Annotated in this window: 15 protein-coding genes; 7 read left to right on the forward strand and 8 right to left on the reverse strand. The window is 40.0% G+C overall.

Annotated features, from left to right (window positions below):
- From LEP1GSC195_RS17395 to LEP1GSC195_RS17405, 3 genes are all read left to right on the forward strand, one after another.
- A partial coding sequence (locus tag LEP1GSC195_RS17395; protein WP_040507222.1) for an HAD-IC family P-type ATPase occupies nt 1–921 on the forward strand: 921 nt, incomplete at its 5' end.
- Nucleotides 903–1,100 (forward strand): cbb3-type cytochrome oxidase assembly protein, encoded by a 198-nt coding sequence (locus LEP1GSC195_RS17400; protein WP_015683015.1) that lies wholly within the window; start codon nt 903–905, stop codon nt 1,098–1,100. The genes LEP1GSC195_RS17395 and LEP1GSC195_RS17400, both read left to right, overlap by 19 nt.
- Entirely contained in the window at nt 1,078–1,764 is a 687-nt protein-coding gene (locus LEP1GSC195_RS17405; RefSeq protein WP_015682826.1) for a sulfite exporter TauE/SafE family protein, read from the forward strand. Before LEP1GSC195_RS17400 ends, LEP1GSC195_RS17405 begins: the two co-directional genes overlap by 23 nt.
- Before the next feature lie 84 nt (nt 1,765–1,848).
- Here the strand turns inward: LEP1GSC195_RS17405 and LEP1GSC195_RS17410 are convergent, their stop codons facing one another.
- The 7 genes from LEP1GSC195_RS17410 to LEP1GSC195_RS17440 form a co-directional block, all read right to left on the reverse strand.
- Entirely contained in the window at nt 1,849–2,136 is a 288-nt protein-coding gene (locus tag LEP1GSC195_RS17410) for a hypothetical protein (RefSeq protein WP_015682932.1), read from the reverse strand.
- Nucleotides 2,137–2,282: 146 nt separating this feature from the next.
- Nucleotides 2,283–2,546 carry a hypothetical protein gene (locus tag LEP1GSC195_RS17415; protein ID WP_040507223.1) on the reverse strand — a complete coding sequence of 88 codons (264 nt, stop codon included), beginning with the start codon at nt 2,544–2,546 and terminating at the stop codon, nt 2,283–2,285.
- On the reverse strand, nt 2,527–3,051 hold the full coding sequence (locus tag LEP1GSC195_RS17420) for an RNA polymerase sigma factor (RefSeq protein WP_015682865.1): 525 nt from the start codon (nt 3,049–3,051) through the stop codon (nt 2,527–2,529). Before LEP1GSC195_RS17420 ends, LEP1GSC195_RS17415 begins: the two co-directional genes overlap by 20 nt.
- Nucleotides 3,052–3,054: 3 nt before the next feature.
- Nucleotides 3,055–3,507, reverse strand: a complete 453-nt coding sequence (locus LEP1GSC195_RS17425; protein ID WP_015682908.1) for a Spy/CpxP family protein refolding chaperone — start codon at nt 3,505–3,507, stop codon at nt 3,055–3,057.
- Nucleotides 3,508–3,603: 96 nt separating this feature from the next.
- Entirely contained in the window at nt 3,604–3,984 is a 381-nt protein-coding gene (locus LEP1GSC195_RS17430; RefSeq protein ID WP_015682985.1) for a TIGR04452 family lipoprotein, read from the reverse strand.
- 92 nt (nt 3,985–4,076) lie between these two features.
- Nucleotides 4,077–4,757 carry an SH3 domain-containing protein gene (locus tag LEP1GSC195_RS17435; protein ID WP_040507251.1) on the reverse strand — a complete coding sequence of 227 codons (681 nt, stop codon included), beginning with the start codon at nt 4,755–4,757 and terminating at the stop codon, nt 4,077–4,079.
- Between the two features lie 37 nt (nt 4,758–4,794).
- Nucleotides 4,795–5,151: a hypothetical protein gene (locus LEP1GSC195_RS17440; protein WP_015682870.1), complete on the reverse strand. Its 357-nt coding sequence runs from the start codon at nt 5,149–5,151 to the stop codon at nt 4,795–4,797.
- A gap of 65 nt (nt 5,152–5,216) precedes the next feature.
- Between LEP1GSC195_RS17440 and LEP1GSC195_RS17445 the strand changes: the two genes are divergently transcribed.
- The 3 genes from LEP1GSC195_RS17445 (at nt 5,217) to LEP1GSC195_RS17455 (ending at nt 7,751) form a co-directional block, all read left to right on the forward strand.
- Nucleotides 5,217–6,620 (forward strand): aspartate ammonia-lyase, encoded by a 1,404-nt coding sequence (locus LEP1GSC195_RS17445; RefSeq protein ID WP_015682931.1) that lies wholly within the window; start codon nt 5,217–5,219, stop codon nt 6,618–6,620.
- 65 nt (nt 6,621–6,685) lie between these two features.
- The gene (locus LEP1GSC195_RS17450) at nt 6,686–7,069 is read left to right on the forward strand and encodes a response regulator (RefSeq protein WP_040507225.1); all 384 of its coding nucleotides are present in this window, start codon (nt 6,686–6,688) and stop codon (nt 7,067–7,069) included.
- 52 nt (nt 7,070–7,121) lie between these two features.
- Nucleotides 7,122–7,751 (forward strand): lytic transglycosylase domain-containing protein, encoded by a 630-nt coding sequence (locus tag LEP1GSC195_RS17455; protein WP_015683019.1) that lies wholly within the window; start codon nt 7,122–7,124, stop codon nt 7,749–7,751.
- 10 nt (nt 7,752–7,761) lie between these two features.
- Here the strand turns inward: LEP1GSC195_RS17455 and LEP1GSC195_RS17460 are convergent, their stop codons facing one another.
- Nucleotides 7,762–8,970 carry a hypothetical protein gene (locus LEP1GSC195_RS17460; RefSeq protein WP_232227847.1) on the reverse strand — a complete coding sequence of 403 codons (1,209 nt, stop codon included), beginning with the start codon at nt 8,968–8,970 and terminating at the stop codon, nt 7,762–7,764.
- A 224-nt stretch (nt 8,971–9,194) separates the two neighbouring features.
- Here LEP1GSC195_RS17460 and LEP1GSC195_RS17465 point away from each other — a divergent pair, with 224 nt between their 5' ends.
- Nucleotides 9,195–11,213 carry a protein meaA gene (locus tag LEP1GSC195_RS17465; protein ID WP_015683040.1) on the forward strand — a complete coding sequence of 673 codons (2,019 nt, stop codon included), beginning with the start codon at nt 9,195–9,197 and terminating at the stop codon, nt 11,211–11,213.
- Nucleotides 11,214–11,274 lie beyond the last annotated feature (61 nt).

Below are 11,274 nucleotides of genomic sequence, written 5' to 3' on the forward strand. Positions count from 1 at the left end.
ACGCGTACTCTGACCGAAGGTAAATTTTTAGTACGCCAAGTATCAGTGTCCGATGACCACCTACCACTTGTTTATCGAATCGAAAAAGAAGTGAACCATCCTTTAGCGAAATCACTTGTGAAGTATCTAGAACCTTTTAGCTCTGTTACCAAAAGAGCAGGATCCATCCAACTTCTCCATTTGGAAAACATCCCTGGCCGTGGGGTGAAAGCAGAATTAGAAGTGGATTCAAAATCACTTTCCGTTCTTATTGGAAACAAAAGTTTACTCGAATCGGAACAAATCCCGATGGAAAAAATGCCGGAAGGGGAAGGATCCTTAATTTTACTTGCAGTGAATGGAAATTATCGGGGGAGTTTTTTACTCGCAGATGAAATACGACCTGGTGCCAGGTCTTTTATTTCCTTACTCAAACACTTTGTTCCCAACATTTCGATTCTTTCTGGGGATCGTTATGCAGCGGTGAAGTTCATTGCAGAAACACTCGGAATCGAAAAGTATTCCTCTGACTTATCTCCTGAAGACAAATCAAATCTTATCAGTACGGCTCAAGAAAAAGGAAACATTGTCATTATGGTGGGAGACGGAATCAACGATAGTCTCTCTTTAGCCCAAGCCAATGTTTCCATTTCTCATACGGAAGCAGAAGACCTCTCTCTTGAAAAATCGGATGTTGTTTTGACTTCAGGGAATTTAAATGGACTTGTCCATTCCCTACTTTCTGCCAAAAAAACAAGAGAGGTGATTTTACAAAACATCATCATTTCTTTCTGTTACAATTCCATCATGTTACCACTTGCCATGTTTGGACTTATGTTACCCGTGATCTGTGCCGTGTTTATGGCATGTTCTAGCTTGACAGTCCTTCTCAATTCTCTTTCCATTAGATTTAGGATCCCCCAATGGAAGCCCTCTACTTAACTATCCCCATGGCAATGTGTATTGCCGCTTTCTTTCTTTATGTCTTTATCACAGCCTTTCGTAAAGGTCAATTTGAGGACATAGAATCTCCCAAGTATAGAATGTTCTTCGAAGAAGAAGAATACCCACAAAGTAAAGCCAACCCAAATCAATCAGATGGACCAACTAGCAAATCTTAGCTTCTTTGGATCCATACTTGTGTATGGATTTGTCAGTAGTTTTCATTGTTTGGTGATGTGTGGCCCCTTTGTTTCTCTTTTACAAACAGAAAAAGGAAAACCCATTCCTATCTACCTCTACCACTTGGGGAGAGTCATCTCTTATACTTTTTTAGGTATGGTACTCGGCTTTCTTGGCAAAGGAGCCAATGCTTTAGGAGATCTAACTGCAATCAAAGGAGTCGCTGGAGTATTCACCTTTTTATTTCTGATAGTGTTTGCCATTCGTACCTACTCCCTCAAATCAACCTCTAGTTTTGGATCATTGCCACAAGGGATTCGCAAGTTTTTGGAAAAAATTCGTTCTCAGTTTAGTAAAAATGGACTTGGGTTTGGAATTGGAATTGTCAGTGCCCTACTCCCTTGTGGGGTTTTGTATCCAGCTTATGCTGCGTCCTTTGCCACAGGGAACTTACTCACGGGTGGTCTTGTGATGTTTTTCTTTTATTTGGGAACAGTACCGGCTCTCTCTGGTCTTAGTTTCCTTGTGGGAAAGTGGAGGCACCGCATCCAACCGAAATGGATTCCTGCATTTGGAACTCTTGTGATTTTAACTTCGCTCAGTTTTTTACTCTACAGATTGTTTTTCCATAATCATGGAGAGTCTTGTGACCACTTGTTGTAACTTTGGAGTTGCTTAGACCTTCTTTCAGTCAAACCTCCGTTTGGTTGTCTCTACAACAGAATTCTATTTCTAGGATCTCTAGACCTAAAATCCTCTTCCGCGGAAATATTTTTCTTTGAAGTGGCTGACTAAGTCTTGATTGATATTGGTGTCATTGTTATTGCCAATCACGGCAATGAGTTTTTTGGCTAAGTTTCTATCATGGTTCACTAACCATCGTCTATACTGAGTGTTTAATTCAGACTCTCCCACAAGGATAACCTCGCTTGGTGATTGTAAGGTTTTGGTGATGTCCTCAAAATCCCAAACATCCGATTCCATTGGTTTCTCCCAAGTTTTGGATCTCATTTGGTCTGATTCAAATTTGATCATCTCAATTCGTTTTTTGTTGAGGTATAGGATGCAGGCGTTCATATTTTCACTTCCCTTTACTTTATTATGACGCAAAGGAAAACAAAATCATACTCTTTTTAAAAAAACCTCATGTTCTCTTTTTTGACATTTATCATTGATAAATGTCAATCCATACTCAAACTCACAATTGATTCTGAACTCAGTTCGTCTACCAGGTAATGGACATTAGTTGATAGTTCGCTAGGTTCAATGATAAACTCATTAAAAAATAATAGGGAAAAGACCAAACTAGAGGTAGCCAAAGCGACATAAATTTTACGCTTCGTCCTCTCGGTTCTGATTCTAACCCTGGTTTGCCTTACCAAACGTAATTCGAAATCAGAATCATTCAAAAGTTGTTCCCATTTTTTAGGATTCTTGGAATTCATTTTTTCCTCCTGGTATGTGTTTGCGGATCCATTCTTTGGTTCGAAACAATCGTGACTTCACCGTTCCTTGCCTAATCTCTAGTTCCTTTGCAATTTCTTCCATGGTATTGCCAGCCAAATAAAGACGTAAGGTTTGACGATACACTTCAGGGATCCTGTTAAGTATGGATTCGATCCATTCTTCCTTTTCCCATGTAGTAACGTCATGGGCACCCGAAAGTTGAACCTTGTTTTTTACTAGGTATCGTTTTGCTTTCTCTTCTTCCTTCAATCGTTTTTCATTCATACGAAGGGATTCGTTCCGAGCTATGGTGTAAATCCAAGTAGAAATTTTGGACCTACCATCAAACCCGCCCTTCTCCAAAGATTTAAAAGCACGGAAGTAGACTTCCTGAACTACATCTTCTGTAGCATCATCAAAACGGTCGATGAGGGTATCACCGACCGTTTTAAGAACCAAATATTTGGTTTCTTTGACTACTGTTTCGAAGTCAAACTCTGGCATTGTTTACTCTTCCGGTGGTTGGTGGCGGCTTGCGAAACGTTCCACTAGATCAGCAAATTTTTCCCTTTGTTCTGGTTTTAACACTGCATGGAATTCTACGAGTTTAGATTGAAAAAACTTACGCATCTCTTGGTGGCGAGTTTCTCTTTCGATACTCATTTTATCCAATAACTTGGTGTCAATTTTCTCAGCTCGAATCTGTGTAGCCATTTCCTTTGCCCAAGATTCATGTTTTGGCTTCATTTCCTTGTGTTTGGCAATGAGTTCCGCTTTGATGGTTTCTAATTTGGCTTTTTGCGCATCATCTAAATCTAGTTTTGATGTGAGTTTAGAAGCCACCCATTCAATTCGTTTTTCGAAATCTTTGTGTCCACGGCAATTTCCGAATGCAAATGCCATAACCGATACTAAACCGACTGTTGTTGTGATTTTTAAAACTTGTTTGAGAGAGATCATAAAACCTTCCTTGTTTGTTTGGGAAATAAGACCCGGAAGATTGAGGGAGAGTTCCCTACCTCTAAAAAAAGAAGCAGGGAATATAAAAAATTTAGATTAGAAACTTGGGAACGGATCGCCTGTTAAGTATCCATCTGTTTTCAAGTCTTGGCAGGAAAGGATGTTTGCAATCGCAGAACCAAGTACAAAGCCTTTAAAACCTTTGATATCAGAAACACACTGATCAACATCCGCTTTCACATAATATTTAGCTGAGTCGATACTAGCAATGTCCGCCGCAATTAAACTGTAAATAGAGATAAAAGGTCGTCCTACCAAAATAGTTGAATTGATCAGGTCTGTCTGGATGGCAGCATCGGTGATTCGAGAAGCTACTTCAGAACCTTTTTCACGATCGATGGTTGCACCTGCTGGATTTAAGACAAGACAATTGGTTAGCGAAAACGCTAAAGCAACAAAAAGTATTTTTTTTAACATAAATGGTTCCTTGAATAATGGTTTCACCAAATCTAAATCCTATATACCTTGGGTTCAAGAAAAATCCGATAAGAATGTTTATTTAACAGCGGTCAATCGCCTACAATAAAGATAGTGAGAACCCAATTGTTTTTCTTTTTTTCAAAAAAAGCTCTGTAGTCAAGAGGACTACGTAAAAAGCGATCACATACATATCCTGGTTTCCCTTGTGGAGTACATATTTTTTTCCAGTTACAATTACTTTCTTTTTCGAGACGTCTTCCATCTAAATCATCAGCTTCTGCTCTTACGATTTGGTAACTGAGTTGAGTGATTGATTTTGATTCTTTGGATGCTTCTTCTCTTACGTTTACATTCTTTCCTATTACCAAATAGTGCGTGAAAGGATCATAATCACCAGGGAAGGTTTCGAAAAAGTATGGTGCCACCATCTGGCCTTCTTTATTCTGCCGAAAGCCCAATTTGATAACCTCTTCCATAAGTTCCCAAAAGTTGGAGGAAGACGGTTTTTCTGTTAGTTGGAATGATTTTAAAAAATCTTTTTTTCCTGCTTCCCCACCAAAAGAAAAATGGATGTCTTTGTCGATTACCTCTTCTAAGGCTTTACGATCCTTCGATTTTAGAATTTTTTGAAATCTGGTTTTGAATTCGTTAAAACTTTTATCCTTCGCCGAATGATCGATAGGTGTTAATGATTTGGCCGGGAAAGGATCACAGGGAAGTAAGACCGTTGGGACAAGGAAAAAAAAGAGAACAATATTGTATTTTAGCATAAAACCTGCAAAAACAATAGACCGACTGTTTAAAGAATCAATTCTTTTTCGATACATTTACCGCAATAACGCATTGTTTTGTGATCCCAAGATTCTCTCTAATTTCTTCCAAGGAAAGTTTTTTCCGTTTGAGCTCACAAACTTTCAGGAAAAGTTCGGCATACTCTTTGTCCAATTTTTCACCATCTTCATCCTCTTCTGTCAAAACCAATTTGGCAATATCGACACAAGACCTTTCCGATTCTGGCAGTAGTTGGAAAATGGTTTTCACTGTTTCTTCCTTTTGTTTGCAAGAAACGCTAGCGGGTTGTTTTTCCTTTCCGGACAACGAAGTAAGGAACACCGGGAAAAATAGGATGAGGAATGATAATGGGATTTTATACATCGACTTCATAAATCTTCTTCCCATTTGGATTTGGTCGAGTATCTTTCGTCCTATCCAAGAGAAATTATATACCTATGAACAAATCGATTCGCAGAGAACACGACCTTTTGGGAGAACGAGATCTCCCTGCTAATGCCTATTGGGGGATCCACACACTTAGAGCCTTAGAAAACTATCCGATTACAGGAAAAACCATCGGATCCTACCCAGATTTAGTGCGTGCCCTTGCCTACATCAAAAGGGCTTCTGCCAAAGCCAATTTGCAGCTCGGCCAACTTTCGAAAGAAACTACAAAAATGATCACGGATGCTTGCGATCGGATCTTAAAAGGAGAGTTCCATTCGGAATTTGTTGTGGATGTGATTCAAGGTGGGGCAGGAACTTCCACGAATATGAATGCCAATGAAGTGATCACAAACATTGCTCTAGAAATGTACGGGTTTCCCAAAGGAGATTATTCTCACTTGCATCCGTTAAATGATGTCAATATGTCGCAAAGTACAAACGATGTATATCCCACATCTATCAAAGTTGCAGCAGTGTTTGCCATCAAAGGATTACTTTTAGCCATGGAGGAACTGCAAACTTCTTTTCGAAAAAAATCAGAAGAATTTAAAGACATTTTAAAAATTGGGAGAACCCAACTTCAAGACGCAGTACCTATGACCTTGGGGCAAGAATTCTCCACTTACGATGTTATGTTAGGTGAGGATATCAACAGACTAAAAGAAGCAACCTCACTCATTGGAGAGATCAACTTAGGAGCTACTGCTATCGGCACTGGAATCAATACTGATATTCGCTATTCACAAATTGTCACAGATATTTTATCGAACGACACTGGACTTAGTCTTATTGCAGCACCTAATTTAATCGAAGCCACCCAAGACACAGGCGCCTTTGTTCAGTTATCTGGTGTACTCAAACGGATTGCGACAAAACTTTCTAAAATATGTAATGACTTACGACTTCTCTCCAGTGGCCCCCAAGGCGGGTTTAACGAAATCAACCTTCCTGCGAAGGCAGCTGGATCCTCTATTATGCCAGGGAAAGTCAACCCCATCATCCCGGAAGTAGTCAACCAAATTGCTTATGAAGTCATAGGAAACGATATCACCATCACAATGGCAGCAGAAGCCGGACAACTCCAGTTAAATGCTTTTGAGCCTATCATCGCCCATAGTCTTTTTAAAAGTATTGAACACCTAACAGCCGGTTGCAAAACACTAGAAATCAATTGTATCATTGGAATTACGGCAAACCGGGAACTACTGGAATCCCGAGTCAAAACTTCTGCGGGCCTTGCCACGGCCTTAAATCCATACATTGGGTACGAAAATGCAACCCTTGTCGCAAAGAAGGCCCTGCTAGAAAACCGGTCTGTCGAATCCATAGTTCTCGAATTAGGTCTGTTAGAAGAAAAAAAATTGAAAGAGATCCTGAGACCCGAAATCCTAACCTCACCGCATACACTTTAAGGTTGGTTTATTTCTTGCTTTCTTTTTGTTTTTCCAGAAAATACGCTCGGCTCTATTCGTAATTTATGAAACAATTAAGTATGGTATACCTAGTTGAAGATGACATGATCACAACATTTCTCATCAAAACTTTGATGGAGAAATTTTCCTTTGCAGACGAAATCCATGGATTCCAGAATGGAGAGGATGCTCTAAACGCCCTGCTAAATGGCAAGGCAGATCCCGATTTATTATTTTTAGATTTGAATATGCCCATTATGGATGGCTGGGAATTTTTAGGTGCCATAAGTAAACATCCTAAATATGCAAAGCTCCCTATCTATATCCTTACCTCGTCCATTGACCCCACAGACAAAGCTCGTTCTGCGGAATTCAAAAATGTAAAAGGGTATCTTGTAAAACCCCTATCCCTGAAGGATTTGCAGTCGATCAACCCGGAAGTAGGCTAATGAGACATATTTTTTTCCTTTAGTTTTCCTCATCTTTGTCGATCTTAAAGTTGTGAGACTGACTGATATTCCTTCTGTATCTTCTGTGCTAAATCGGATGGAATCCCTATCCAAACTTTCGGAAAATCCCAAGTCTCTCGTTTCCTTTCCTGATGTTTTGGAAAGGGAATGGAACCAGGCAAAACCTACACAAAACTTACCAGTTGTGCCTTCTCAGACACAACCCGTTGATTCCATCTCCCTCCCCTTCCCAGAAGACAGATCCAAAACCTCTTTGCACTCGGATTTGGGAAACAAATCCAAAGACATTTTAGGAACCATAGAGTCTATAGCCAAATCCCAAGGGATGGATCCCAATTTGGTCAAGGCCATGGTCAAGGCGGAATCGAATTTTAAACCCCAAGCTGTATCTCCGAAAGGTGCCATGGGGCTTATGCAATTGATGCCAGAAACAGCAGAATCCTTAGGTGTGACCGATCCCTTTGATCCCGAAGACAATATTGGTGGTGGCGTGAAGTTTTTAAAGGGGCTTATGAAAGAATTCAAAGATCCAGAAAAAGCGATCGCAGCTTACAACGCGGGACCCGGTGCTGTCAAACGTTACAAGGGCATTCCTCCTTACGAGGAAACGCAAAAATACGTAAACAAAGTCAAACGCTACTATAAAGATTTTAGTTCTTAAAATTTAGGTTTTAATAAAAAGTCAAGTATCCGAATTTTTTCTGTAAACCTGCCGTATACACATCAAACGGATGTTTTGTGGCAGTTCCAAGCCAAGCTTCATCTACTTTTTTTACAATAAAATTCAGGTTCTTTTCATTCCTAATTTTCTCTGCGGTGGCTCTTTGGATGAGGACATCATCTTCACTGATAGACACGATAGCAAAGGATCTAGAATTACGTCGGAAGAGTCCTGATTTCTGCACCAATTGGATGTCTTGGTTCCAAATTCCATCCACATAGAAAAATGATTTATCGGAAACCTTTTCCTCTCGCATATATTTCGTTTTAGTTCCCGTTTGGAAGTAAAACGCAAAGGAAAACTCCTTTGGCAAATAAATAGGATCTGATTTTAATATGAGAGCTTGTCCAAATGCTTTGGTAAGATTTTTAGATTGCAGATCCCAGGGTTCTTTATCTGCAGATTTTAAGTTTTTGAAAACAAAATAGATAGAACCTGCAATGCAAAGAACTATGACAATCGATGCCGTAATGGTATTTAATTCTTTTTCTGTTTTTAATAAAACATGACCAATTCCAAGTACCACGAGGGGAAGAAGGATGAGAAGTGCTGAAGTGTACCAAGTTTTAAATAAAAACCCAATGGAGTTTGGTCCAAAAAAATCTGTATAAGAAAAATAGAATAGAGAGAGGATAAAAAATCCGAGGTACCCAAGTAAAAATAGAAAGGGCATGTTTTTCTTTTTATAGAAAACCGATGTTTTTTGGGCAGCCTTACGAGAACCACGAATCCCAGTAAAGATCACAAAGAAAGTAAACCCAAGATAAAACATGATAAAACTAGAGAAGAACGCAAGGGCGGTGAAAGTAGGAAAAATTAAAAGATCTGTCATCTTCTCCAATCGAAAAGTAAGAAAGACCAATAGTAAAAACACAAGGCAAAGTGTTTCTGTAAAATAGGATGTGGGAAACCCATACGAAAATGGTAAGAATGCTGCAAGATAAACCAAGAGGTAATGGTTTCGTTTCCATTCTTCTTGCTTTAGTAACAACATAAAAAGATGCAGGAAAAGACTGTAAAAAACTCCGGCTAACACGAGAAAGGAAGGAATGTAATTTGTTCCAAAAAGTTTCTTCCATGCGACTACAAACCAAATAGCGAGTGGTTCTCTGGCAGAAACGAGCCCCCCTTCTTCGGTTGCAGCCTTGGTATTGGCCAAAAACTCCCATTCGGTTTCGGTAGTGGGAAAAGGTCTAAAATAAGAGAACAGAGCAAAGCCCAAACTTAAGAGTAAGATGCTAAAAATGAAAGGAAGTGGTGAAAAAGGTTTTGGGTCGCGCATCTTGGAAAAGGCTCAAATTGCCTAATCCTGTATAAATTTTTAGGTGAAAATATTCCAGAAGATTTTCAATTATACATAGAATTTATAAAACGAGGCAAAGAATGTCCGCCGAAAAAAAAGAATACCTTCTCGTGGACGAGAATGGACAGGGAAAACCTGACAAACCATGGATTTTTAGGACTTATGCAGGGCATACCAATGCAAAAGCCTCCAATGAGTTGTACAGAAAGAACCTCTCTAAAGGCCAAACAGGGCTTTCCATTGCATTTGATCTCCCAACACAGTGTGGTTATAGTTCCGACCACGAGGTATCACGCCCAGAAATCGGAAAGGTGGGAGTTCCCATCAACTCTCTAGAAGACTTTCGTATTTTATTCGACCAGATCCCGATTGAAGAGATGAACACCTCCATGACCATCAATGGAACCTCCATGTGGTTACTTTCCCTATATGTGGCCCTCGCAGAAGAACGCGGTGTCCCTCTAGAAAAACTCAATGGAACCACTCAGAACGATCTTATCAAAGAATACCTAGCACGCGGAACCTATATCTATCCTCCGAAAGAATCCATGAAAATCATCGTGGATATGTATGAGTATAGTTTACACAAAATTCCAAAATGGAACCCCTCTAACATTTGTTCTTACCACTTACAGGAAGCAGGTGCCACTCCCGTACAAGAACTTTCTTTTGCTTTAGCAACAGCCATTGCTGTGTTAGATGCCATCAAAGAAAGAAATTGTTTTACGGCAGAAGAATTTGAACAGTGTGTGGGTCGGATTTCCTTCTTTGTCAACGCAGGGATTCGTTTTGTAGAAGAAATGTGCAAAATGCGCGCCTTCACAGAAATGTGGGAAGAGATCACTACAGAACGTTACGCAGTAAAAACAGCGAAATACCGAGTGTTCCGCTATGGAGTACAAGTAAACTCACTGGGCCTCACAGAAGAACAACCAGAGAACAACGCTTGGAGGATTCTTATCGAGTCTCTCGGTGTGACACTATCAAGAAATGCAAGATGCCGTGCACTCCAACTCCCCGCTTGGAACGAAGCACTTTCCCTTCCAAGACCTTGGGACCAACAATGGTCACTCCGATTGCAACAAGTCCTTGCTTATGAAACAGACCTACTCGAATATCCAGACATCTTCGAAGGATCCAAAGTCATTGAGTCAAAAGTAAAAGCTCTTAAAGAAGAAGCTAAACTTGAAATTCAAAAAATCATCGATATGGGTGGAGCTCTTGTTGCGATTGAGAATGGTTATATGAAATCTCAACTTGTGAAATCACAAACTGAGAGACTTTCCAAAATCAATTCCAACGAACTTGTGATTGTTGGTAAAAACAAATGGACCGACGGAATTAAGTCACCACTCATGACAGATTCCGATGGTGGTATCTTTAAAGTAGATCCAAAATCCGCAGAACAAACATTAAACGTTTTGGCAGAGGCAAAAACTCGCCGTAACGCAGAGGCAGCCAAAAAATCTTTGGAAGAACTAAAACAAGCAGCAAAAGATGGAAAAAACCTAATGCCTTTCTCCATTGCTTGTGCTAAAGCTCTAGTGACAACAGGGGAATGGGCCGATGCTCTTCGCGATGTTTATGGCGAATACAATCCACCCACTGGTGTAGATGGCCAAAAACTCTTTTTATCTGATGATAAGGTTTCTACCGTTCGTGGAAAAGTGGAAGCCTTTACAAAAGCAAATGGACATAGACCAAAGATTGTTGTGGGAAAACCAGGACTTGATGGCCACTCCAATGGGGCGGAAATGATCGCCGTTTCTGCAAAACACAGTGGTTTTGATGTGATTTATTCAGGAATTCGCCTCTCCCCAGAAGAGATTGTTCAGTCCGCAGTGGAAGAAAATGCCAATGTGATTGGACTTTCCATCCTTTCTGGTTCTCACAAAGAAATCGTGAAACAGTTGTTTGATGAACTAGCACACTACAAGGCTAAAATCCCTGTTGTGATCGGGGGAATCATTCCTGAATCCGACTTTGAAGACCTAAGGGCTATGGGAATTCGTGAAATCTTTACACCAAAAGATTATGACTTAATGTCGATTATGAACAAAATCATCGACATCATCACTGTAGAACCGGTTCTCGTTTAAACCGAAAATCCGATTTAACTTCCATTACAAAACCAAGTAAACGGTTTGTAATGGAAGTTAC

Origin of the sequence: Leptospira wolbachii serovar Codice str. CDC (assembly GCF_000332515.2) — a bacterium.
GTDB lineage: Bacteria > Spirochaetota > Leptospiria > Leptospirales > Leptospiraceae > Leptospira_A > Leptospira_A wolbachii.